We start from the raw sequence: 24632 nt of genomic DNA, 5'->3' as shown, positions 1-24632 counted from the left end.
GTTAACTAGAGAACTACAGACTTATAAGTCATTGTTTAATATCCCAGATGTGATTAAAGTTTATATCTTTTTTCAATTATTTTTCTCCATCACAAAGCACAAAAACTCACATTAGTGGGGGGATAAGTGGGGGGAACAAAAAAGGCCCTCGTCTGAATGACGAAGGCCTTTTCGTTGTAAGTGGTGAATTCAAATCGACTTGAAAAAGTACACCCGGAGGGATTCGAACCCCCAACCCCCGGTTCCGAAGACCGGTGCTCTATCCAGTTGAGCTACGGGTGCAGATCTGATGGGTTAGACCAGATTTCAGAGAAACAGGTTACTGCAAAAACGGAAATTTCCTCAGTTCTCCAGTGAATTCTGTCATGTGACAGATGCAACCTGTTGTCTCAGCTTATGTTAATGAAATGAGACTGGGTTGCAACTGTCGCAGAGAGGGATTCTAGCAATCCCCCCATAAAAAACAAGTCGCGCACATCGATTGAACTGGAGCTACAGCCAGCCTCTGTTTCGCGATAGCACTTGTGAATTCTCATGATTCAGTCGAACGGAGCTACTGTCCCTAAAACAGATCATTTCTACGCCGCCCCACATCAGCTGCTTGACTAAACTGGTCGATTCCGTTGTGATGGTACTAATTACGTAAGAAAGTTAACTTGAGCTTTCTCAGGTAATTATTCCACAATTGATCGTGAGGATCGTCGGCTCTGATCGCGGTTCTCAGTCCTGCTGTCCGCTTTTCTGTTCGAGAGAGGTCCTGCCTGCCATGAAGCGTTTTCAACGAGCCATCCTGTTTTTGATTCTGACGTTCACCTTCAGTTTTCAGTTGAGTTTCAATCCGGTATCAGCTGGTGCCGCAGAGCCCAAACTGGCAGGAGCCCGGCCGGTGATCCAGGCGATCAACTACGCTTCGATTCAGGATGCCATTGATGCCGTACCTGCAGAGGGAGGAATCGTGATGCTGCCTCCCGGGAAATTTGAAATTGATAAACCCCTCGTAATCACCAGCGGGGATACGATGTTGGTGGGGGCCGGCGGAGCGACGCATATCCACAATAAGAATGAAGAGGGCCTGGATGCGATTCAGATTCATCCACCGGCTGATGCAAAGCTGCCGGATGGAAAAAAGGATCCGAAGCCGCGGATCTGGCGTGTGCAGTTACAGAACTTTCGCGTGACTGGAAATGAAAAGAGTGGGCGAGGTATCAACGCCAAGTGGGTGCAGGAAATCTTCATTCATGGTGTAACTTGCAGCTATCATGGCAGCGACGGAATCTTCCTGGACTTCTGCTTTGAGGATCCGCGCATTTCGGATTGTCTGCTGACCTATAATAAAGCGATCGGGCTGAACCTGGTGGGCTGCCATGACATCGTGGTTTCGGCCAATCACTTCGAAGAGAATCAGGATGCCCTCCGCTGTGATGACGGGTTCAATCTCTGTATGAGCGGGAATAATCTGGATGACCACCTGCGGCATGGCGTGATCATCGAGAATACCTATGGATCGATCGTCAGTGCCAACATGATTGAAGAGTGCCAGGGAAGCGCCATTATCCTGGACCGGGAATGCTACGGAGTGACGATGGCTGCCAATGTGATTGCTCATAACGGGAAAGGGATCATCTTGAAAGACGCTCATGGTTGTGCCGTCAGCGCCAACACATTTACACTCCTGGCAGAAGATGCTTTGTGGATTGGTCCCCAGTCCGGACGGATTACCGTCACCGGGAATAACTTCTCTAACAGCTATATCGGCGGTGGGAAGGTTAAACGCCGTACGGATGACCTGAAAGCAGCGGGGCTGACGCTGGATAAAACCCGTGGCGTGACTGTCTCTGGAAACGTGTTCGCGTCTGTGCGTCCCAAAGCTGTCGAAGTGATCGAACCGACCACGCACGTCATCTTCGGAAACAACCTGCTGATTGATGTAGAATCGGACCACAAGCTGCTGAAAGATTCGATCGTCGAACATATTCTGGAAGCGGCGGCAGAGCCCGTGAAAGCGAACTCCAAGTAACCAGCTGATTTGAATAGAGACTGTAATCTGCGAGAGGCACTCTTGAGGAAAGGCGGACCAGAAATGCTGCGGATTTGTGGAATGATGATGTGTCTGTGGGGGAGTCTCCCCGGGTTACTGGCTGCGGAACCAAAGCCGGGTCAGGATGCTCCCATCTATCAGGAGCACCTGGATCTGTCCTATTATCTGGATCAGAATGGACAGAAACAGCCGGTGAAATCCTGGAAAGACTGGCAGGTACGACGGAGCCACATTCTGGCGAATATGCAGACAGTGATGGGCCAGGTACCTCAGCCGGAGAATCCGGTTCCCCTGGAAATGAAAGTTCTGAAAGAGGTGGATTTTGGTCCGGTTCGGCGGCTGAAAATCTCCTATCACACCGATGATCCTGACCAGCGTGTGATGGCATATCTGTTTGTGCCTCAGGCAGCGACTGCAGTGCATCCTGTGCCGGGGATTCTCTGTCTGCATCAGACGAATTCCAAAATCGGCAAGGAGGAGCCAGCCGGCATACGTGGACTGCCGAACCTGAAATATGCACTCGAACTGGCCCAGCGGGGTTATGTGACACTGGCTCCCGATTATCCTTCGTTTGGTGAATACCCTTACGATTTCAAAGCCCATCCCGAATACCGGAGTGGGACCATGAAGGCCATCTATGACAACATGCGATCCATCGATCTGCTGCAGTCGCTGGATTACGTCAACGGAGACAAAATAGGTTGCGTCGGACATTCGCTGGGCGGGCATAACACGATGTTTACCGCTGCCTTTGATCCTCGCATCAAGGCCCTGGTTTCGAGCTGTGGCTTCACCCGCTTTCACAAGTATTATGGAGGAAAACTGAAAGGCTGGACCAGCGATCGCTATATGCCGCTGATCAACAGCCAATACCAGAATGATCCGGATCAGGTTCCCTTCGATTTTACCGAAATCGTAGCCTGCTTTGCGCCACGGGCCTTTCTGGCCTGTGCGCCGGTGAGTGACAGTAATTTCGAGGTTTCGGGAGTGAAGGATGTCATCCGGATCGCAAATCCGATCTACCGTCTCTCAGGGCACCCGGAAAACCTGCAGGCTGTCTATCCCGAGGCACAGCATGACTTCCCACCGGCGACACGCGAAACCGCCTACCAGTTTTTTGATCGTCATCTTAAAGACGAGAACCGTTAAGAGTCAGTCCTGCTGAAACTGATCTTTTTCAGGCCAGTCTTCAATCTGGTTGATCCATTGATGCATGGGAGCATCGATGAGCCCTGCTAATCGTTTCTGATCGGCTCCCTGATGCGTGTTAAACAGGATGGCCCAGTTGATGCGGTCCAGTCGTCTGACGAGCAGTGTGGAAGTGCCGTCCAGGGCACCCATGTGCCAGTGGTTCGCGTTGCCGGCTGTGTCGATGGGGCGTACCATCCAGCCGCAGGCATAATAGGTGTCTTTCGGCTTGCCGTCTTTGTCAAAGCCCGCGAGACCGGAGGGGCGGGCAAATATCTGCGCGATTGTGGGTGCTTTTAGAATCGGGCACTGGTCCGGCAGGTTGAATGCGGTGGCGAAGCGGACCAGATCCGGCGCAGAAGAGATCCAGCCGCCGTGTGAATCCATCGCTTCCAGATACCAGGCACCGTAAGGACGTGGGATCTCGGTGAGCGTATTATTCGAATAGACCGTATTCCCGACAGAGTCACTGTAATATTTGACTTCGTGCGGGCGGCGAAAGGAGAGAAGTGTCTTGCCGAGTTCAGTGCGTTTCATTCCCAATGGAGCGCAGATCGTCTGCTGCACGTATTCTTCATACGGCTGACCTGTTACTTCTTCAATGACCCGGCCCAGCAGGCAATAGCCAAAGTTTGAGTAAGCAAATTTTTCTCCCGGATTGAAATCGAGCGGCTTTTTCACCATGATGCGGATGACATCATCTGTCCCAGCTGGCGGTTGTTTACCCAGCTGCCTCGCAAAGGCGACTGACCGGAACATGGGATCGAAGGACGCTTTACGGTCCCAGCCGCCGGTATGATTGAGCAACTGCTGAATCGTGATTTCTTTCAGACGGGGGTCGACTTCCGGGGCGGACAGTTCTGTCTGATATTTATTTTTAAGGAGGGAGAACACCTTCGTATCCAGGTTCAACTTTCCCTGCTCGATCAGCTGCATGATGGCGACCGCTGTAATGGGTTTGGAGAGGCTGGCGATGCGAAACTGACTGTCGGGCTGCACTGGCTGTTTCTGCTCGACATCGGCATAGCCGAAGCCACGTGCATAGACGAGACGGCCACGATAACTGACGGCGACAGACGCGCCGGGCGGATGGTGTTTGAGCAGGAACTGTTTGATCGACTGGTCCAGTGAAGCGAGCTCTTTCTGGTACAAACCGCTGACCGGGATCTCAGCAGTCGTTTTCCAGACAGGCATTTGTGTGCTGCGGCTGGACTCTTCCGGTTTTCGCCAGATGGCATTGAAGTAGGGCTGACCATTGAGCTGGTACCCGTCCAGGTAGACCAGTTCCAGATTCTCGGCCCTTCTTTTCTGATCGAGTTCTTTTAACTCTTCTACAGTGGCATGGAAGCGGGCCTGCCAGACCGGACCGGAGGTTTTAGACCAGAGTGCATGATAGAACGGAAAGCCTCCCACACTATAGCCGCAGAGACCTTCCAGGCGATATCCACGGGAAGTGAAGTCATCCAGAGCCTTGGGGAAACGTTCCGCGGAGATATTGCATTCCGCTTCCCATGCATCCTCCTTTTGTTTCACCCAGATTCCCGCATGGGAGGCTTTATTGCGCAATAAAAAACCATCCAGAACGAGTGGAGCATAGCCTTTTGCTTTGAGAGCCTCCAGAGTTTCCTGCAGCGATTCATCGTCGAGAGAATGTTTCAATATAAAATCCGGGGCCGCTCCTTTTTGCCAGATGACGGCATAGCGGGCAGAACCTCTGCGTTCATAGCCACTGATATCAACCGGCTGAAATCCTTCTGCGGCGTACTGTTTCAGTTTCTGGTCCAGCTGTCTAATATTCAGACCGTGGTGTGCTTTCCAGTCTTTCTGATCAGGGGCTTTGGCCGCGATCACGGCGAACTCTTCAAATCGCTGTCCCGGAAAGACGCTGACTTCTGTAAGAGCCTGGCCTTCTTTGTTCAATCCGGTGATAAATCGCTGGTACCGGGCTGCTGATAATTCCAGTTCGAAGGTTGGTTCGGCTGCCATCAGAGGGCTGGCAAGGTAGTAGATAAGCAGAACGATGCAGATACGGAGAAACATTGCTGGATTCCATCAGTAAGCAGGCAATTAAAAAGAAACCGACATCGATCATAAAGGGCAAAGTGCAGCCTGTTCAAGCGGATTCTAACCGGGGGCGCTGCTTTTATGAGAAAGCTACTGTAATCTGGAGAGGTGGTTTCTTTTCGATTGTAGAATTTATCGGTATGAGAGAAGGTAAATGACTGTGAAACAATGCAACGTTGGGATGGGGCTGCTCGTTGTTCTGGGGTTCATTCCGCAGGTTCTGCTGGCGTCTGATCCGGTTTTGATTGCCCATCGGGGGCTGTTGCGACACGCACCCGAAAATACATTGCCTGCATTTTCAACCTGCCTGGATCTGGGCCTCGGTATCGAACTGGATATCCGCACGACGAAAGACGGGGAACTGGTCATTATTCATGACGACAGTCTGCAGCGCACCACCAATGGTGGTGCACGCTCCATCCGGGATGTTACCTGGGCTGAAGCGCAACGACTGGATGCAGGGAGCTGGTTTGCTCCTGAGTTCGCGGGGACACGGATTCCCACGCTGGAGCAGACGTTGAAGTTAATCAAAAGCCGGAAACGGGGCAAAACGATCATCGCGCTGAATATCAAGCAGCTCAACCCGGAAGGAGAACGCACGTTGATTCAACTGCTGGAAAAGTACGAACTGTTCGAGGACTGCTTTGGCTTCGATCAGGGGGCCGCCATGAGCCAGCGTCTGAAACAGTTGAACGCGCGGTTCCGCGTAGGACAGAATGTGAATCGAAAGAGCCTGGACGCCCGCCTCAAAGAGGGGCAACTGGATGTCTTTCTGTTGACCTTTGTTCCGGAGAAATCAGAAGTCGAACGTTTGAAACAAAAGGGGATCCAGGTGTTGTTTAATTTCGGCGGAGCAGGGGAGGCCCGCCGGAACCCGCCTGTCTGGAAGCAGATCCGAGCAGCGGGCGTGGAGGGCATGCTTACTGATTATCCGCTTGAGTGCCGTCAGGTCTGGAGAGGCGATCAGCCCGGTTCCTGAAATAAACCTGCTTACCAATTGTTCTTTTCTCTTATTTATGAGCAAATGCGTGGGCGATCAGATCGTGATCGAACTGGGCAGGGACTTCATCCTCTGCCGCATAGAGGTAGATGGCTGCGATGACAATCGAGTGACAGGCAGAAGAGACCAGCGAGCTCAGCAGGATGCCGAGAAAGCCGATGACAATCAGTGTTATGCCGACCACGGCACTGCCTGAGCTGAGGATGATACTCCCGACCACAATCAAAGCGATCATGGGGAGAGTGACCAGCAGCATGATCATGCCGATGCCGAAGTTGGCGACCAGTGATTCGCCCCAGGTTTCACGCAGGATTCCGACGGAACGTTTCAACGCCTGAAATGGATTTTTTCGTTCGACGACGAGTACGGGGATCACAAAATAGGTTGTGATCGACCAGGCCATCCCCAGCAGGCCGGCGACAAACTGGCCCAATCGTTCCGAACGGGATTCGATCATTTTCAGAATGAATCCGACGGTCGCACTCACCAGGGCCCAGCCGGCGATCTGTGGCAGCCGGCTGAGGGCTGCATTGAATCCATCGCCGACCCCCGGATTTCCCCCTTTCAGTCGAATGATCGCGCAGGACATCAGGGCGGAGTTGAAGAAGATCATCACAAAATAGTTCACGAAATAGTAGGCAAACAGAATGACATAATAAATTGGATTCTGTGGGGCCTGTTGTTCATTCATCAGAGCGTTGATGTCTCCGCTGTACCACAGCGGGAGCGCGAACGTAGCCAGCACCAGCAGGCAGGAAATGCCACTCATGATCGGGAACAGCAGCAGTTCCTTATCCAGCATTAACACGTGAAAGCTCTGCTTGGACAGAGCCCAACCATTGGAAATGCGGCTAAACATGGTCCTTCATTCTCCTGATTGATTAACTGGCAGATTTCGCAGCAAGTCGCGTTCACAGCAACTGCTTTCGTGTTATAGCAGATCGACGCGCGACGGCATAATCGAATCTGGAGATTCTGCGAGATTATCCCTCGTCCGGCAAAGCCAGTAACAGGGCTACCGTGGCCCAGCTACCCGCAGTCACCGAGATGAACTGATCCTTGCCATGCGGATAACCGGTTTCAAAGTAGGTCTGGAAAGGATTCGCGCGCGATTTGACATGCCACGAACCATCAGACTGCTGACTGTCAATCAGGTATTGAATGCCGCGCTGGATGGCTGGGGCTGTCGGCTTCACCTGACCGGATCTCAGCAGCGCCACCAATACGGTTCCCGTGGCATATGCGTCGCTGGACATCTCGGGGAGTTGCGACCAGCCACCGTCGGCATTCTGTAGTGCGACCAGTTGCTGGCTGACTGACTTGATCCGGGACGCTTCGACGTCCAGCTCCAGAAAAGCTCGCAACTGAAAGACACGTTCCTCGGTCGACATGGGTTTCAGTTTCAGAAACCAGTCGCGGGCCTGTGCGATACGGTCTTTGATCCGGGGCTGCTGTGCTTCGGTGCCAAAGTGGTTGAGTGCCCGGATGACGAAATAGCTTGTATTGGTATCGCTGGACATGGAAGGGGGACGGGTGGAATTCCGCAGCCAGTGATCCCGGGACCGGTTGCGGTCCAGCAGATAACCGGTAACGGCTGAGGTGACGTCATCGGGTTTCCTGCCGGCCAGTTCGAGTGTCCAGAGCGAGAAACTGGCCATATCGGGACCGCCTCCCTGTCCTCTCCCGGAACGATATTTTTCCAGTCCTCGTTTGAGAGCTGCTGCCGTATGATCGATCTGTCGTTGAAAGTTGGTTTTGTCGATCGGAAAGCCCCGCTGTTGTGCTTCGCTCAAGACCAGAACAGCCAACGCCTGGTTGTGACAGGTAAAGCAGGTTCGCTCGCGGGCGGAGCCGGCGGATGCGGTTTCGATCAGGGGGATGGAACGCGAAATTGCTGCCCGGATCGTAGTGGGATCGGGAGCTGTCTCGCCAGCAGCGAGCGTCATGTTCACGAACAGACAGCAGACACATGCCTGAAGAACCGTGTTGTGCATTCCGTTCCTCCGTAGGGGGCGACATCGGTTGCGCAGTACTTCATTTTAGCAGTCGCTTGCAGGGAGATGCCAGAATTATCCTCGGGCAGACGGGAGTTCAACGGTGAGCCTTTTATTTTGCATGTGCTTCAACGGTTTTGGGGGCACGTTGGGGGCATTCGATATGCTCCTGCAGGAAGCCCAGGCCGATGATCTTGCCCGCCTTGCGCCTGAGGATCGGTGCGAACAGTTTGGCAAATTTACGCACACCCCAGGAAATTGAGATCGGTTTTCCGGGCGCGGTATGACCGCCGAACAGTCTCTGGTGCGCGAAGACCTGCAGACGCTGCATCTTCAGCGCGGGTCCTTCACGCCGTTGTTGAACCCGTTTTAAATCATCCAGTGTCAAGGTCCCGTTGTATAACGGATCTGCCAGCAGGTTGGCGGCTGCAACTGCATCCTGGACCGCAAGGTTCACGCCAACCCCACCCACGGGAGACATTGCGTGTGCGGCATCACCAATGAACAGGAGCCCCGGTTTCGCCCAGTTTGTGATGTGATTCAATTGCACGGTCAGCAGGTGGACCTTGTCCCAGGTGTCAATGTCAGCCACTCCGTCGGCCAGGGTGGGCAGGATTCCGACGACCCGATTGCGGAAGGCTTCGATGCCTTCCTGCTTCAGTTCGTCAAAGGTTCCTTTGTGAATAATCAACCCCGTCTGGAAGTAGTCCCCCCGGTCGATCGTAATCAGCATTCTCCCCTCGCGGATCCGTGCCAGAGTATTGTCGGTGACAGCGGCCTGTTTGCTGATCCGGAACCAGAGCACATCAATGGGAATCCCTTTTTCGATGATTTCTGCGCCAGCGTCGATCCGCATTTCCGATCCGCGTCCATCGGCCCCCACCACCAGATCAGCGTGGATTTCATAGTCACCATTCAAGCCCTCAACTTTGACACCCACCCCCCGGTCCCCGTCAAAGATCAGTTTGGTCGCTTTGGACTGCATATGGACCTGGAAATTGGGAAATTCTCTGGCGTGCCGGGCCAGCATATTCAGGAAGTCCCACTGGGGGGCTACTGTCATGAATTTGCATTTGGTGGGGAGATGAGTGAAGTAGGGCCCCTCGAACTGCTGTCCTTCAAAGTTCAGATTGAGGGAGTCCAGGTGTTTGTCGGTGATGCTGAGGAATTCGTCCAGCAGGCCGAGTTCGTGCATCAGTTCCAGGGTAGAAGGATGAATCGTGTCGCCGCGAAAGTCACGCAGAAAATCTTTGTGTTTTTCCAGGACGATCACATCCACGCCGGCCCGGCCCAGCAGATAGCCCAGGAATAATCCCGCGGGGCCACCTCCGACGACACAACAGCGGGTCGTTACTGATTCACCAGATCCTGGTGTTTGAAACTCATCCATGGCCCATAACCTCCTGTTAATGATAAATGGCTTCCTGGCGGGTAACTATAAGCTACAGTCTGTCTTAATCTGATTTCTGATCCGGATCCGTAGAAGATGGTTCCGGGGATGCTGCTGCCTGATCCTTCTGGTCGGTTGAAGGTTTTCGCTTCCAGCGACGGTGTGAGATGATCACAATCACAAACAGAATCATCAGGCTGCCGATGACTTGTGCGTATCCATCCATAGTGTGTCTCATCCTTCGGAGCGGAATTGTGAGTCGTTACAACTTACGTTTTTGTCGCAGCAGGATCACCACCGAACGTCCCTGCACATCATAGGTCGCTGTGGAAACGGGCTCCATTGTCTCCGGTTCCAGCACATCCTGAGGGCAGGGCAGCGAAGTATCGACGACGCGTTCCCATTCTCCAGGTGTTCCTTCGTGAATTCCAAAAATACAGGTGTTGGCAGCCGCATTGATCATGACATACAGGTCCGCGTCCTCTTCACTCTGACCATGCAGACAGAACGCCAGTGTCTTGGCCGAAGGCGTCAGGTCGACATAGCGTGTGACGCCATACCATTTTACATCTTCCCGCCAGAAATGGGAACGGCAGAGTGTTGAGTGCCGTTTGCGGAACGCGATCATCAGTTTGACAAAGCGGAAGAAGTCCTGGTGCGAGTCGAGTCGATCCCAGTCGAGCCAGGTCATTTCATTGTCCTGGTTGTAGGGGTTATTGTTCCCTTCCTGAGTTTGCAGGAATTCATCTCCCATGCGAAACATGGGAGTGCCATTGGAGATCATCAGTAGCGCAAACAGATTTTTGGCCTGCTGTTTTCTGAGTTTCAGTACATCGGGAGGTGCGTCTGCGCCTTCCCAGCCGCAGTTCCAGCTGTAGTCATTTGTGCCGTCGGTATTGTTGTGGCCATTCTCCCAGTTTCGCTTCTGATTATACGAAACCAGATCATGCAACGTGAAACCGTCGTGCGAAGTGATATAGTTCACGCTCTGATAGGGGCGCAGGGCGTGCAGACAGTCATCCGGAAAGAGGTCGCAGCTGCCATAGATCCGGGTCATCAGATCTCCCACCTTGCCTGCATCCCCCCGCACGAACTGCTGCATCGTATCACGGTAAGCGGCGTTCCATTGCATCCAGCGGTGACCCGGAAAACGGGATCCCAGTTGAAATTCCCCGGCCGCATCCCAGGGTTCTGCGATAAACCGGCGGTCGGTCAGCGTGTTGTCGGATCCGATCTGGCCGATCGTAGTCGGATTGGATTCGTCGATGCTGCCGTCTTTCCTTCTGGTCAGGATACTGGCCAGATCAAAGCGGAAACCGTCAACATGCATTTCCTTGACCCAGTAATGCATGCTGTCCACGATCAGCTTGCGCACGGCCCGGTTGGCTGTATGCAGGGTGTTACCGGATCCGGAATAATTCGCGTAGGGGTTCTGGGCATTGCTGGTCAGCGAATAGTAGGTCGTATTATCAATGCCTTTGAAACTGTAGGTCGGGCCCTGTTCGTTCCCCTCGCCGGTATGGTTGTAAACCACGTCCAGAATGACTTCGATGCCGACGGCATGCAGGGCTTTCACCATTTCGCAGAATTCAATATGGCGTTCACACGTTTCCTGTGATCTACAATAAGCATCGTGTGGCGCAAAGAATCCCAGGGGCATATAACCCCAGTAGTTCCCGTCGTCGTCGTCGAACTGAAAGACCGGCATCAATTCCACGGCTGTGACGCCCAGTTCCTGCAGATAGGGGATTTTTTCAATGACCCCGGCGAAGGTCCCCCGGGCCTCGGCAGACACACCAGAGTTCTCCCGTTGTGTGAATCCTTTGACGTGCATCTCGTAAATGACCAGATTGGAAGTGTGATGGATGTGCTGGTCATCTTCCCAGTTAAATGCGCATTCAATAGATTGTAACACCGAAAGTGGTGCATGGCCGAGATTAGAACCCGGCTGGCAGGCACGCTGGCGATCAAACTGGGGTGGGAAAAAAAGATTATGGGAATAGGGGTCAAACAGCAGCTTGTCCGGATCGAAAGCGTGCCATTCAAAGACGCCATCCGGCGAGGGACCATCGATCTGGTAGGCATAGTATTTGGCCGATTTGATCTTCTCTTTGGGAACCCGACAATGCCAGATTTCAGCGGATTTGTTCCTCAGGTGGTCAAACCGATATTCATAGACAGGCTGGAACAGATCGTCTTCCGTGAAAAAAAGCAGGGTTACCTGCTCGGCATGCTTGGAATAAATCGCGAAATTATAGGCATTTTCTGAAGGAATCCAGGTTTCTCCCAGATGAACGGGAGACCCTTCCCTTTTATCCCAGTGGTCCATCGTGCGATCTCCGTTGGGTATCGGTGCGTGTTTTACCAATCAAGGCAACAACGTCTCTTAAGATTTGTGGCAGGGCCAGTCCGCCGGGAGCCGCCAGGTATTTGGGAGTCCAGACCGGATCGAATTTTTCCTTATAGCTTCGCAACCCTTCAAAGCGATAAAAATGATCGCCATAGCGAAAAATCAGATTCGCCGTCCGGTTCCAGACAGGAGACAACGGACGACTTTCGATCCCGGACAGGGGAGCCATACCAAAATTGAACCAGGCATAACCCTCCGCCTGGCCCCAGAGCATTAATTCCACAAACAGGTACTCCATCACCCCCGGCGGAGCCGTCTGCTGGTAGCGCATCAGATCTGCCGAGAGTTCCTCTTTTCCAGCCCCTTCCAGAATATTCGTAAACGCGATGATGCTTCCCTGTTGTTTTACCACAGCGATGGGGAACCGGGCCAGGTACGCCTCATCAAAAAATCCCAGCGAAAATCCTTTTTCTTTCGCTCCTTTGGACTGCAGCCAGTCATCGGAAATCCGTTGCAGTTCCGGAAGGATCGAAGGCACTTGCTCCCTGGGGATGATACTGAACTCACACTCCGCCTGCTGACAGTGATTGATCGCCTGGCGGAGCTTTCTACGTTTTCCGCCGGAGAGTTCAAAAACTTTCAAAGGTACCCGGGCCTCTTCTCCCAGCTTGAGGATCGTCAGCCCCTGGTCAAGATAGATCGACAGATTTTCCGGTCTGACCTGGTAGAATACCGGCCAGCCGTCATAAAGGTCTACGAGTTCGCGGAACTGCCAGACCAGTTCCGCCCGTTCTTCCTCCGGTCCCACGGGATCACCCAGGCTGATCCAGGAACGTTTCTGGATGCCATACATGATGAACGCGGTCTGCTGTTGGTTGAACAGCAGGGACTTGTCCCCCAGCAGCGCCAGGCGAGTGGCCGTGATCGGGGATGTGGTCACAATCTGTTTTACCAGTGCCAGTTCATCTGCCTCGGGTGGTTGAGTCCGAGGTTTCTGGGCGGCGACCAGCCTGGAAAACGCAAACAGCAGTACCACTGCCATGGCTCCGATACTCCCCCGCATAAATCGCGATGCGTCTCCCTTAAAGGTAAAGGCCCACCAGAGCTCATGGGAATATTCAATATGCCGATAGGCAAACAGGCCGAGCCAGAGCGAACAGATCACAATGACCAGAATCGTACCTGCCCAGGGCAGGCTGAAACGGTCGTGAATCAGCGTTCCCTTGCGGTAATATTGCCCGCGACTGATGAGCAGGCCGAACAGGACGATACTCAGCAGCAGGGCTTCCTCGAAGTCAAACCCTTTCAGCAAGGATACGATAATTCCCAGACTGAGCAGAGAGGTAATCAGCCACCAGGCCGAGTCCAGGCGGCGTTGCAGTCCCCGGGCCAGGACCAGCAGGGCAGCGCCGATCAGGCTGCCCATGAAATGCGAGATTTCGACCAGGGGCAGGGGAAGTGTTTCCTGCAGGTGCTCCAGGCGCGCGGTGACGATCGGCGTGGCACCGGAAAACAGCAGCACCGCGCCGGCCAGCAGGGTACACCAGGAGAGGATCAACGGAGCGATCGCGACAGACCAGCGGTTCGCCTGCTGCAAGACACGTTGAGCCAGTCCCCGATTGAGAGAGAGTTCATGCAGCCCCAGCATAATGATGGCAAAGAACAGCGGGATCAGGTAGTAGATCACCCGGAAGACCAGGAGACCTGCCAGGATTTTCGCAGACGAGGGCGAAGCGACGAGCGTCAGGATGACCAGTTCAAAAACACCGACTCCCCCCGGAACGTGCGACAGCACAACCGTCACGGTCGCCATCAGAAAAATGCCGAGAAATTCGCCATAGCCGATCGAAAGATTATGAGCGAGCAGTGTGTATAGAATCGCAGCTACCAGCAGCAGGTCACCGGCTGAAACAAACAGCTGCAGCAACGTCATTTTTGTGCCTGGCAGACGGAGTTCGATGCCTTTCACCCGGATCGGGGATTTCCGAATCAGCGTCAGCGAAGCATAGACGATGGCAACGCTCAGCAGCATCCAGCCAATCGGCTGGACGTTGGAGAAAAGGAGATGCAGTGACGCGGGAATGGGAAACGGATGCGAAATAAAGACGATGCCGGCCAGGGCAAACACGCCGATCCAGTAAGTCGTCCCCAGCATGAGCATCAACTGCAGGATCTCCACTGCTGAGAGTCCCCAGGCGGAATAGAGTCGGTAGCGAACCGAAGTGCCTCCCAGCAATGCCCCGAAATTATAGCTTGTGACAAAACCGGTGAAGGAGGCCAGCGAGATCTTCCCCAGGGAGAGGGGGTGTTCGATGGCCCGTACCGCCAGATAATCGTAGCCGATGAGCAGCATGTAGTTTACTACGGTCAGCCCCCCGGCTGCCCAGAGGCGCCAGGCGGGGATCTGCACGACCGCCGATCGGATGTCATGGATGTTGTAATGCTTCAACTCTTTTGTGAGCAGCCAGATGGCCCCGATAAAGATGACGATCACCAGCAGCGGAGCGAGTTGTCTGAGACGATGAAGCATCAAAGGTTCTTAATGTTCGGGGCAGGGATCATAGTCTGGACAATACGTTTTACGCAGAGAGTTTAGCAGGAAACCCGTAAAGGGAAATGAAATTTTCACTAATTTGCTTACATGATGTAGCCGGTCATGAACGCGCTCCGTTACAGTGAACAGCTCATGAATTTTCTGAAACAGATCATAGATTATACGTGCATTATTGAACAGACAGGAATAGAATAAAACTGAGCGCTGTTGGTTGCTGAACAGCGGGTAAACTCTCTCACAATCCAAGCAAATGCGAACTCCTTTCTGAAAGACATCAGGATGAATCTCTCTCCGAATCTGGCCCGTTGGGGGCTCACTTTTTCTGTGTTGTCGGTCTGTCTGCTGCTGGACAGCTCTATTGCAAAAGCACAATTTCAACGCACTCCTCTGACGGGAGGGACCGCTGCTGCTGGTGAAGCACCTGCCCCAGAGAAAAACCATGCGACAGAGAAGAAAGCCAAAGTCTCTGAAGCCGAGCAGGCGATACGCAAAGTCGCGGGCGAATTCACCAAAGCCTTTAACGCCGGGGATGCCAGAAAAGTCGCCGGATTCTGGGCACCGGAAGGAGAATACGTCGAAGCCAGTGGCATGCGTCTGGTGGGACGTCCTGCGATCGAAAAAGCCTACACTGCTTATTTCAAAGAGAATAAACAGGCCCGGATTCAAATCCAGGTCGATTCTGTCCGCCAGATTGGGGATGACCTGGCCATCGAAGAAGGCCGTACGATGGTCACAGTCCCCGAAGGAACTCCCGATTTAAGCCAGTATACCGCGACCCATGTTCGGCAGAACGGTAAGTGGAAAATGGTCAGCGTAAAAGAATCCAGCCTGGTACCTTCAGCCATGCAGGTCAATCTCAATGATCTGGAGTGGCTCATCGGGACCTGGGAGGCGGAAGATGTCGGGATCGCGCTCAAAACCGTCTATCGGTGGATGCCCGGCAAAAAATTTATTGAACGCACTTTTACTGCACAATCACAGTCAGACGGAAAATCGAAAGTCATGGGGACACAGATTATCGGCGTCGACCCGTTGACCGGAGATATCATGTCCTGGACCTTTAATACCGATGGCAGTCATGCTATCGGAATCTGGGCTCCCGTGGAGAACGGCTGGGTCATTGAATCGCGGGGCGTTACCCCAGATGGCATGCTGACCAGTGCCAACAATGTCATCACCAAAATCGACGAGAAAGCCTGCCGGTGGCAGTCTGTAAATCGGACAGTGAATGGCGTGGAATTGCCCGATGCACTCGAAGTCGTTTCCAAGCGGCAGTAACGACGGGACAGACTTCCGGTTCAATACAATCAAACTTTTTTGTTGAGGATAAATGGTATGAGAATTTTGATCAGTCTCATCGCAATCACAGCCTGCAGTTTTGTTTCGGCTGACCTGTCAATCGCCTGGGCCCGCGGTTTTGGAGGAGGGGGCTTCCATGGCGGCGGAGGCGGTGGTTTTCGTGGCGGCGGAGGTGGAGGCTTTGGAGGCGGTGCCCGCAGTTTTGGTGGGGGCAACTTCGGTGGTGGTCGGGATTTCGGCGGTGGAAATTTTGGCGGCGGTCATAACTTTAGTGGCGGCAATCTGGGGGGAGGTCGCAATTTTAGCGGTGGTAATCTGGGAGGTGGTAATTTTAACGGAGGCCGCTTCTCCAATTACGGGAGTCGCTTTGATCAACCCGGTCGCTTTAATGATAAGACCGGTTTCGACTCCAATTTCATGAACTCGGTCCGTTCGGGAAATGGTCTGAGTGGCAATAATCTGAGCCGTCTCAATAACGGCGGACTCAACCGGGGGAATCTGAATCAGCTGGGCGGTGGTCGTGGCCTGCGTAACGATGGTTCGCTCAACATGAGTAACATGAATTTCAACCAGCGTCCGACACGACAGGGGCTGGATAACTTCCTGGGACTGCCCTCCGATGCCGGACATAACGCGGTCACCAATTCGCATCCCTATGTGCAGGACTTCACCGGTCGGAACACGGTCAACAGCTCGATCGCCAATGGCTCTGGTTCGGGGAATATCTATCACGGTCCCAACGGTGGTATCGCCGGCGAGGGCAGTTATACCGGTCCGCGGGGAAATACGATCTCCGGTGGCGGTGCGGTTGGTCCTAATGGTGGTCGTGCCGCTGGGGGATCAATTTCCGGCAATAACGGTGGTTCCGCAACCGGAGGCCGTGTGGTAGGGCCCGGCGGAGGTTCCGCTGCCGGCGGTAAAGTCGTCGGTCCCAATGGGGGCAGCGCAGCCGGTGGTCGTGTTGTCGGCCCCGGTGGTGGCAGTGCCGCTGGGGGGCGCGTTGTCGGCCCCAACGGTGGTGGAGCCGCTGGGGGCGTGGTCCGTGGTCCCGGAGGCGGTGCCACAGCAGGGGGAATCGTTCATGGACCGAATGGCGGTTATGCTGCCGGGTTCGTACATGTACCTCCTTCGACCCGCTATTATCACGGAGCTGTGATTCGGGGCGGTTTTTATGGCTGGGGCATGTATTATCCTGGCTGGTATGCAGCACACCCCGGCGTCTGGTATGCAGCGGGCTGGCCGGCGGGATATGCCTGGACGGTCTGCACCTGGAGTGCCATGATGAACTGGTTTGCCTGGTCGAACATGCAACCCGTCTACTATGACTATGGCAATAACGTTGTTTATCAGGACAACAGCGTCTACGTTAATAATCAGGACGTGGGAACCGCAGAAGAGTACACGCAGCAGGCCAGTCAGCTGGCACAGGCGGGGGCTTCTGCAGACGTGAATGAGCAGGGTAAGTGGATGCCGCTCGGCGTGTTTGCTCTCTCACCCAGTGGGGAGACCAAGTCTAATTCGGTCGTCGAACTGGCGGTCGACAAGGACGGTATCCTCAGAGGGAATTATACGGATACAAAGACCAATAAATCACAACAGATTCAGGGATCCGTTGATAAAAAGACTCAGCGGGCCGCCTGGACGGTGGGAGATGACAAAAACACCGTCTACGACACGGGGATTTATAATCTTACCAAAGATGAAGCCCCGTTGCTGGTACACATCGGCAAAGACAAGACCGAGCAATGGCTGATGGTGCGTTTGAATCAGAAGGATAAAGACAGTAATAAAGCGGCTACTTCCAGCAACTGAGCTGTCTGTTCCTCAAATCAAAACCGGACTGGTCTATGAAGGCCAGTCCGGTTTTTTGATTCAGGTTCCTGTTATTGAGCTTGAGGCGGTTTCAGTGGTGCCAGGTAGTCGATGCGATAATCCTGGGGGAAGGGGAGAACGAAATTCTCCTGTGCCCACCGGTTCCATTTCTTAGAGAGCTGCTGGACCCGTTCCGGCTGTTGTGCTGACAGATCATTAAGCTCGGTCCGGTCGCGGGAGACGTCATACAGTTCCCAGGGCTCACCCCGGACAGCAGACATTTTCCAGCGCCCCTCCCGAATCGCCCGGTTTCCCTGGTGTTCAAAGTAGAGGGTGCGCTCCGGCTGAGGTTCTCCCTTGAGCAGCGGGAGCAGGCTGCGTCCCACCAGCGGGATCGTCGGCTGGTTGTTCCAGGTCTGGGGATACTCGACTTCAGCGGCTTCCAGCAGGGTCGGAACGATATCGATAATATGCGCCGGCGTGGAGATAATCTTGCCGCTCTGCTTCAACTGAGCTGGCCAGTGCACAATACCCGGGGAAGCGATGCCTCCTTCGTGGTTATAATGTTTGTAAAGCCGCCAGGGGGTATTCGAGGCATTGGCCCAGCCGGATCCGACACTGTGATGCGTATCCGGTCCCCCCATCCGTTCGATCTGATCCCCCCAGTAGAGTGTGTTGTTACGACTGGAGCGGATATCGAAGCCAAACGGATCCCACTCGAAACAGGCACCATTATCGGACGTAAAGATGATCAGCGTATTCTCCAGTTCGTTGTTCTGACGCAGGCTGGTCAGGACACGGCCTACATTCTGATCCAGGCGATCGACCATCGCGGCAAAGATTGCCATCCGACGTGCCAGGTCTCCGCGGCGGTCGGTAGGCAGGGAATCCCAGGCGGGATTGACGCGTGCTTCCGCTTCTCCCCAGTCCCAGTATCGCGAACGGGGCGACAGCTTCGTTTCCGGGGGGACGATCCCCAGTTTTTTCATCCTCGCCAGACGCTGTTCCCTGATCTGGTCCCAGCCGATGTGATAGCGGTCGGCATATTTGTGAATCTCTTCCTTGGGGGCATGCAACGGGAAGTGAGGGGCATTGAATGCCAGATACAGGAACCAGGGTTGCTCGGGATTCTGTCGTCCCATCCGCATGAAGTCGATGGCATAGTCGCCCAGTGCATCGGTTCCATAAAACTCACCCCTGGGGTAGGTGTGCGTGTCGCGCGTGGTGGGGAGACGAGTGAAATGATCGACATCCCAGAACGTCTTGGCGCTGACCAGCGTCCCGTAGAACTCTTCGAAGCCGTGCCTGGTGGGGTCTTCGGTTCCCAGATGCCACTTCCCCGAGAGAAACGTGCGATAGCCGCCCTGCTTTAAAATCTGGGCGATCGTGATCGCTTCATCGGCGATGTGTCCCTGGTAGCCGCGCTGATTCAGGTTTCGGGTCATATGTCCCAGACCCACGCGATGCGGGTATTGGCCTGTCATAATCGATCCGCGTGAAGGACAACAGCGGCCGGTATTATAGAACTGGGTCAGCCGGACTCCTTCTGCAGCGAGGGAGTCGAGCTGGGGCGTTTCGATTTCGCCACCAAAACAGCCAAGGTCGCTGTAGCCCAGATCGTCGGCGACGATCAACAGGATGTTGGGGCGTTTGGCTGCCTGCAGATTGTCTATTTGAAAGAGCAGTGGTAGTACGAGGCAGATGGCAGAGATCAGGCAGCGGGAAATGAAAGCCAGCTTGGGAGTGGGCATGATGGTTCACTTTTCTGTTGAGCGTCTTGAAGTTGTTCCATGCAGTGTGAGGACCCTGGGGACCTGGCACTTCCTCAGCTTAACCGCTCAGCAGGCCCTCTTCCAGAACCAGGTTCGGATTCGAAGGGGATTTCGGTTGGTGGACGTGTGAATAATTGAGTGTTGCCAATAATCACCATATTTCTGAATCCGTGTTTGACAAGGTATATGCGTAAGCTAGGATAGGGTAAATACGTTGAGTGCGGCGATTGTTTGATTGCCCTCCATTCGAGAAGCTCAGCAATCACATATCATGTGTCTCGTACATATTTTGAGATAAAGGGTTACCAAGATGAATCTGCAGAAGTCTATAACGAGCAAGGGCTTGCTTTGTCTTCTCACACTCTTTTTGATCGTGAACTACGAATCACAGGCGCAGGAACCAGCGCCCAAAGCTGCTCCCAAGAGTATTGATCCCAATCTGTCTCCCCGCCAGAAGTATGCTGCTCTGATGAGCGAAGCCCACAAGGCGCGGTTGAATCAGCATTATTCGAAATATTACAAAGCCACCCTGGGAGTTGTCGCGACCGACGCTTCCGGTCCTCTGGCCGCCCATTTAACCAACGGCGCTCCTGACTGGTGGACCGGCGTAGGGACGACTCTGGATGGCAATCCGGGATACGGCGTCGTGATTATGCACGTTGCTCCGGGTTCACCTGCCGACAATGCAGGCCTGATGAAATACGATATTATCCTTGCCTTCGGCAAACATCGTCTGGCTTCAGTGCGTCAGTTGAATTCTCTGCTGGCCAAAGCACAGCCGGGACAGAATGTCACTCTGAGCGTCATCAAAGTAGGCGAACAGGGAGCTGTCAGCAAAGTGGGTGTCACCCTGGGCTGGGCCGAGCGGATCAATGCACCGGCAGGGGGAAATCCTCCGCGGACTTTCACTCCCCGCTTTCCTAGTGCAGCAAACTTCGGCAATGACGATGAATATCTCGCCAATCCGAAAGCACCGATGCAGTATCAGTACTCGGCTCCTTACGAATACGCTCCTACAGCGGACTCCATTCCGATGGACTTCGAAGGCAGCCTCTCTGATAAGTAAAAAACAACAGATTTTGAAGAGATTTCCAGGCGATGCTCAACTCGGGCGTCGCCTGTTTTTATGCAGGGCATCACATTTTCATACCCACAGGCAGACTCATGGTAAGTAAACAGGCGACTGACAAAGACGCACTTGTACTCGCGAAACTGGATGAGATCGAAGCGGAACTGAAACGAATTGGATTCTGGTCCGAAACACCGGAGATGACGGAGCCGGCCAATTTTCTGGAAGCGCCTTCGTTCGAACTCTGGCTGCAATGTGTGTTCCTGCCTCACGCACGGGAAGCAGCCGGGAAGGGGACGTACCCGGAACGGAGCCAGGTCGGGCTGATGGCACTGCGACAATATGACTACCACAGTTATGTGCCTGAGGCGCAGACGCTGTTAAAACTGTTGCATGAGTTCGATCGGCTTATTGAGAACGAATAGCGATATCAGAGAAACTCTGCGGCCTGATGCCAGTTGCTCCTGCGCTGCTTTGTCCAGCATTTTCAGGACGAAAGTACAAATCGCTGCTGGAAATCAGTGATTTCCAGCACCATTACTGGCGATCGTAACTCAAGTCTTGTAAAATAAGCTTAGTATCGATCTCTAGAATAGCGCAAAGGAGGCCATGCAGCCACGTGAGGAAAACACTGCAGCGTGACAAAAAACGTAAATCCGATCTGACGGTCATCGGTTGGCGCGAGTGGATCAGTCTTCCGGGTCTGGGAATCGACACGATCAAGGCGAAAGTCGATACGGGAGCGCGTTCCTCCTCCCTGCATGCCTATGATCTCCACCGGTTTGAGCGGGAAAGTGAGGAATGGATTCGCTTTAAAGTGCACCCCGTCCAGCGCCGGACTCATGAAGTCGTTGAAGCGGAAGCCCGCATCTTTGAATATCGTTCTGTTCGCAGTTCCAGCGGTAAAGCTTCAATGCGACCCGTCATTGTGACAAATATCGAGCTTCTCGGCGTCAGCTGGCCGGTTGAACTGACTCTCGCAAATCGGGACGAAATGGGCTTCCGGATGCTGCTCGGCCGTGAAGCATTTCGCCAGCGATTTTTTGTCGATGCGGGAAAATCTTACTACGGCGGCAAGCCTCCTCGAGCCAAAAGAACCTGAGCAGCAGCCTGAACTTGTTGCAGGCTCCGGTTAGAAAAGGATAATTTATCCGAGATTTCCCATATGGATCAGCCTGAAACCACTCCAGGCATGGACTTTCTTTGATTGTAACCACTGCGGTCCCCCGTGTCTAAAACAAAGTGATTTTTCGCCACTTTTGTTGTGCCTCTGTTGTTGAGATCCGGAAATTGCTGCCCGAGCGAATCATTTTTCAGTAGTCAACACGGTTTCTGCGCAGACTTTCTCTGTGAGGAACCCCGTTTTTCGCTATTTGATATACTTCCGCTTCACGTCATGCGTGACCGGCGGCGGAATTGCCAGTCGTGCAATCCGATCAAGAATTGCGGCGAACAATCTCCGTGGCACAGCCACTTCGGCCAGTTGAAAGAATACGTACTTGGCATGCCGGGTTACCTTGGCCCCAACCTTGACCAGCTTCTCCCGCAGCGTCGTCAGCGACCAGTTCTGTATAGGCTTGGGCAAGGCCAGCCGCCGCAGGAAATTGCCGAGGTTATAAGCTAAGGCGAACAGTTGCAACCGAGCTTGGTTGTCTTTGAACGTCCGGCAGGAGAGCTTCGTCCATCTGACGGCGTTCTTGCCTTCCTTGATCCACTGCTCGGCGGTGCCCCGACCGTTGTAGAACTTCACGACGTTCTTCGAGTGCTGGTTCAAGTTGGTCACGATGAATCCAACACGCGGGAACAGTTCGCCTGCGTGCCACTCAACTTTGGCCACCACGCGACGCGATCGCTGCCATGATTTTGCTTGATATTGGAAGCTGTGATAACAGACCTTGGGCTTGTGGGAAGGCCGTCCGACCGGACGGGTGAGCAAATGCGAGATTTCCCGCTCCAATACGGCGTTGGCTTTGAGGCGAATGGCGTAACGATAGTCTGCTTTCTCCAGCACACGATACAGCGCTGGAATGGCGAACGCCGCATCGCCGCGGAAGAACTTCGGAATGTCCAAATGCCGATACCGTTCGATCACCGGCAGTAGCACCTTCCGCCAGTATTTCGCGCTGGCCTTGTTGCCACGCCGCAGCATCGCGTACTCCAGATCACCATGCTGGTTGAACAGAAACAGCGGATGGTAACAGAGGCATGCAAAGTGGCCGTTGTAGGCCGCGCCCTGTTGCCGGCCGTAGGTCTCACTGACCGAGCTGTCCAGATCCAGGATGAGTTCTTTGAGCGGTCGCCGCCGGTGGAGGTTGTTGATCCAGCGTCCGGAGAGCTTCATCAGTGCCGTGAGATTGCGCTGCGTGCTGAGTATCTGCGTCTCGAAACGGCCCACCTCGCTGCTTGACGCCGCTTGTTTATCCGGCTGACTCGCCCTTCCGCCAACCACGTGGCGTAGCACCGGGTCCACACACAAGCGCTCAGCGTCATTGACATCTTCGTAGCCTGCCAGTCGGCTGTAGATCGACTGACGCAACAGCGGCACGAGTTGGTGCTGCTTGTTGCGGCCCGGGCGTGAATCGCTCAGCACATCTCCGCCCATTTCCGTCAGACCGAGCGCTGCATCCAGTTCCCGATAGGCCAGTAGTCCCGCATCGGTGGTGACCTGACTGCCGCAGAACTTCAGCTTCAATCGGCTGTCAAAACTGACCCGTAAATCCTGGTTTTGGCTGTCACCCATCAAGTTCCCCTGTCAGCATGGCATGAATTGGCAGAATAACCTTGTTTTGTAGGGGTGTGGCGCAAATTACGTGCCAAAGTGTAGGAAGTCATCTGGGAAATGCGGGTTTATGAAACTGGCAATCCTGTCGTGCAGCCCGAGATGTTACAGTACGCGGCGGCTGCGCGAAGCTGCCGAACACCGCGGTTTTAAAGTCAAGGTTCTCGACACACTCAAATTCGCCATTGATCTGAAACAGGCGGAGCCTGATCTGTTTTTTCGACAGAAATCCATTTCCGATTACGACGCCGTCCTCCCCCGGATCGGGGCCTCGATTACTTACTTCGGTACGGCTGTCGTCCGGCAGTTCGAGCAGATGGATATCTTCTGTGCCAACTCCTCGGGAGGGATTACGAATTCACGGGACAAGCTCCGCAGCCTGCAGATCCTCAGCCGCCACCAGATTGGTATCCCGCAGACCACGTTCGTCCGCGATAAAAAAGACGTATTGCCTGCCATCGAGCGAGTCGGCGGAGCACCGGTCGTGATCAAGCTGCTGGAAGGCACCCAGGGAATTGGCGTGTTGCTGGCGGAATCCGTCAAGTCGGCCGAAGCCATCATCGAGCTGTTGCAGAATCAGAAGCAGAATGTGCTGATTCAGAAATTTGTCGCTGAGAGTAAAGGTCGCGACATCCGGGCATTTGTGGTCGGCGATCGTGTGGTGGCTGCCATGCGACGCGTCGCCCAGGGGCAGGAGTTCCGTAGTAACGTCCACCGCGGTGGGCTGACCGAGCCGGTCATCCTCGACGAAACCTACTGCAAAACGGCAGTCCGTGCGGCCCAGATCATGGGGCTGCGGGTCGCCGGTGTCGATATGCTGGAAGGTAAGGAAGGTCCCCAGATCATGGAAATCAACTCATCTCCCGGTCTGGAAGGCATCGAGAAATGCACCCAGCTGGATATCGCGGGAGCGGTCATTGATTACATTGCCGCTCAGGTTGATTTCCCTGAAATCGATTTACGGCAGCGGCTCACCGTCAGTCGTGGCTATGGTGTGACCGAAATTTATATCCCCGAAGGTTCCGAATACGTGGGCCAGACAATCAGTGCGTCCGGACTGCGGGACAAGGATATCAACGTCCTGACTCTGTACCGCGGGACGACTGTGATTCCCAACCCCCGTTCGGATCGGGTGCTGGAAGCCAACGATCGACTGCTCTGTTTCGGGAAACTCGACTTCATGCGTGACCTGATTCCTGCTAAAACCCGACGCAAACGCCGGCCGAAGGTTCAGGATCTCCCCGAACTGCCTGTTGCTGAAGAGGTGCTCTCGGATGCCGGCCATGAAGCGAGCGAAGCGGCTCGTGCAGAAAAGGGCTGACT

General features: G+C 54.1%; 18 protein-coding genes and 1 tRNA gene. 9 read left to right on the top strand and 10 right to left on the bottom strand.

Annotated elements, in window-relative coordinates:
* Positions 1-208: 208 nt before the first annotated feature.
* Positions 209-282: transfer RNA gene (locus Enr10x_RS15410), tRNA-Arg, on the bottom strand.
* Positions 283-766: 484 nt separating this feature from the next.
* On the opposite strand from Enr10x_RS15410, the gene Enr10x_RS15405 reads away from it, so the two are divergent.
* Positions 767-2017: a NosD domain-containing protein gene (locus Enr10x_RS15405; RefSeq protein WP_145450570.1), complete on the top strand. Its 1251-nt coding sequence runs from the start codon at positions 767-769 to the stop codon at positions 2015-2017.
* Between the two features lie 63 nt (positions 2018-2080).
* Positions 2081-3187 (top strand): alpha/beta hydrolase family protein, encoded by a 1107-nt coding sequence (locus tag Enr10x_RS15400; RefSeq protein ID WP_232093021.1) that lies wholly within the window; start codon positions 2081-2083, stop codon positions 3185-3187.
* A 3-nt stretch (positions 3188-3190) separates the two neighbouring features.
* On the opposite strand, the gene Enr10x_RS15395 is transcribed toward Enr10x_RS15400, so the two are convergent.
* Positions 3191-5266 carry a serine hydrolase gene (locus Enr10x_RS15395; RefSeq protein ID WP_145450569.1) on the bottom strand — a complete coding sequence of 692 codons (2076 nt, stop codon included), beginning with the start codon at positions 5264-5266 and terminating at the stop codon, positions 3191-3193.
* A 184-nt stretch (positions 5267-5450) separates the two neighbouring features.
* Here Enr10x_RS15395 and Enr10x_RS15390 point away from each other — a divergent pair, with 184 nt between their 5' ends.
* Positions 5451-6269 carry a glycerophosphodiester phosphodiesterase gene (locus Enr10x_RS15390; protein ID WP_197997225.1) on the top strand — a complete coding sequence of 273 codons (819 nt, stop codon included), beginning with the start codon at positions 5451-5453 and terminating at the stop codon, positions 6267-6269.
* Between the two features lie 31 nt (positions 6270-6300).
* On the opposite strand, the gene Enr10x_RS15385 is transcribed toward Enr10x_RS15390, so the two are convergent.
* The 6 genes from Enr10x_RS15385 to mprF all read right to left on the bottom strand — a co-directional run bounded on the left by Enr10x_RS15385 (position 6301) and on the right by mprF (position 14554).
* The gene (locus tag Enr10x_RS15385; RefSeq protein ID WP_145450567.1) at positions 6301-7149 is read right to left on the bottom strand and encodes a DUF6159 family protein; all 849 of its coding nucleotides are present in this window, start codon (positions 7147-7149) and stop codon (positions 6301-6303) included.
* 124 nt (positions 7150-7273) lie between these two features.
* On the bottom strand, positions 7274-8284 hold the full coding sequence (locus Enr10x_RS15380) for a prenyltransferase/squalene oxidase repeat-containing protein (RefSeq protein ID WP_145450566.1): 1011 nt from the start codon (positions 8282-8284) through the stop codon (positions 7274-7276).
* A gap of 112 nt (positions 8285-8396) precedes the next feature.
* Entirely contained in the window at positions 8397-9674 is a 1278-nt protein-coding gene (locus tag Enr10x_RS15375) for an FAD-dependent oxidoreductase (RefSeq protein WP_145450565.1), read from the bottom strand.
* Positions 9675-9738: 64 nt separating this feature from the next.
* Positions 9739-9900 carry a hypothetical protein gene (locus Enr10x_RS29990; RefSeq protein ID WP_197997224.1) on the bottom strand — a complete coding sequence of 54 codons (162 nt, stop codon included), beginning with the start codon at positions 9898-9900 and terminating at the stop codon, positions 9739-9741.
* A gap of 36 nt (positions 9901-9936) precedes the next feature.
* The gene (locus tag Enr10x_RS15370; protein ID WP_145450564.1) at positions 9937-12003 is read right to left on the bottom strand and encodes a glycogen debranching protein; all 2067 of its coding nucleotides are present in this window, start codon (positions 12001-12003) and stop codon (positions 9937-9939) included.
* Entirely contained in the window at positions 11987-14554 is a 2568-nt protein-coding gene (gene mprF / locus Enr10x_RS15365; protein ID WP_145450563.1) for a bifunctional lysylphosphatidylglycerol flippase/synthetase MprF, read from the bottom strand. Before mprF ends, Enr10x_RS15370 begins: the two co-directional genes overlap by 17 nt.
* A gap of 303 nt (positions 14555-14857) precedes the next feature.
* On the opposite strand from mprF, the gene Enr10x_RS15360 reads away from it, so the two are divergent.
* Together Enr10x_RS15360 and Enr10x_RS29985 are read left to right on the top strand one after the other, a co-directional pair.
* Positions 14858-15856, top strand: coding sequence for a YybH family protein (locus tag Enr10x_RS15360; RefSeq protein WP_145450562.1), 999 nt, complete (start codon positions 14858-14860; stop codon positions 15854-15856).
* Between the two features lie 57 nt (positions 15857-15913).
* A complete protein-coding gene (locus Enr10x_RS29985) occupies positions 15914-17689 on the top strand; it encodes a hypothetical protein (protein WP_197997223.1) in 1776 nt (591 codons plus the stop codon).
* A 71-nt stretch (positions 17690-17760) separates the two neighbouring features.
* Here Enr10x_RS29985 and Enr10x_RS15350 read toward each other — a convergent pair whose 3' ends face one another.
* Complete coding sequence (locus tag Enr10x_RS15350) at positions 17761-19440, bottom strand: arylsulfatase (protein WP_145450561.1); 1680 nt, start codon at positions 19438-19440, stop codon at positions 17761-17763.
* A gap of 364 nt (positions 19441-19804) precedes the next feature.
* Here Enr10x_RS15350 and Enr10x_RS15345 point away from each other — a divergent pair, with 364 nt between their 5' ends.
* From Enr10x_RS15345 to Enr10x_RS15335, 3 genes are all read left to right on the top strand, one after another.
* Positions 19805-20527 carry a PDZ domain-containing protein gene (locus Enr10x_RS15345; RefSeq protein ID WP_197997222.1) on the top strand — a complete coding sequence of 241 codons (723 nt, stop codon included), beginning with the start codon at positions 19805-19807 and terminating at the stop codon, positions 20525-20527.
* Positions 20528-20625: 98 nt separating this feature from the next.
* A complete protein-coding gene (locus tag Enr10x_RS15340) occupies positions 20626-20955 on the top strand; it encodes a YqcC family protein (protein ID WP_197997221.1) in 330 nt (109 codons plus the stop codon).
* 194 nt (positions 20956-21149) lie between these two features.
* Positions 21150-21632: an ATP-dependent zinc protease family protein gene (locus tag Enr10x_RS15335; protein ID WP_197997220.1), complete on the top strand. Its 483-nt coding sequence runs from the start codon at positions 21150-21152 to the stop codon at positions 21630-21632.
* Between the two features lie 267 nt (positions 21633-21899).
* On the opposite strand, the gene Enr10x_RS15330 is transcribed toward Enr10x_RS15335, so the two are convergent.
* Complete coding sequence (locus Enr10x_RS15330) at positions 21900-23270, bottom strand: IS1380 family transposase (RefSeq protein WP_145104163.1); 1371 nt, start codon at positions 23268-23270, stop codon at positions 21900-21902.
* Between the two features lie 109 nt (positions 23271-23379).
* Between Enr10x_RS15330 and Enr10x_RS15325 the strand changes: the two genes are divergently transcribed.
* Positions 23380-24630 carry a RimK family alpha-L-glutamate ligase gene (locus Enr10x_RS15325; protein WP_145450558.1) on the top strand — a complete coding sequence of 417 codons (1251 nt, stop codon included), beginning with the start codon at positions 23380-23382 and terminating at the stop codon, positions 24628-24630.
* The last annotated feature ends 2 nt before the right edge of the window (positions 24631-24632 follow it).

It is taken from the genome of Gimesia panareensis, assembly GCF_007748155.1.
Classification (GTDB): Bacteria; Planctomycetota; Planctomycetia; order Planctomycetales; family Planctomycetaceae; genus Gimesia; species Gimesia panareensis.
Note: the sequence above shows the minus strand (reverse complement) of the source record. Positions and strands in the feature narration are given on the sequence as shown.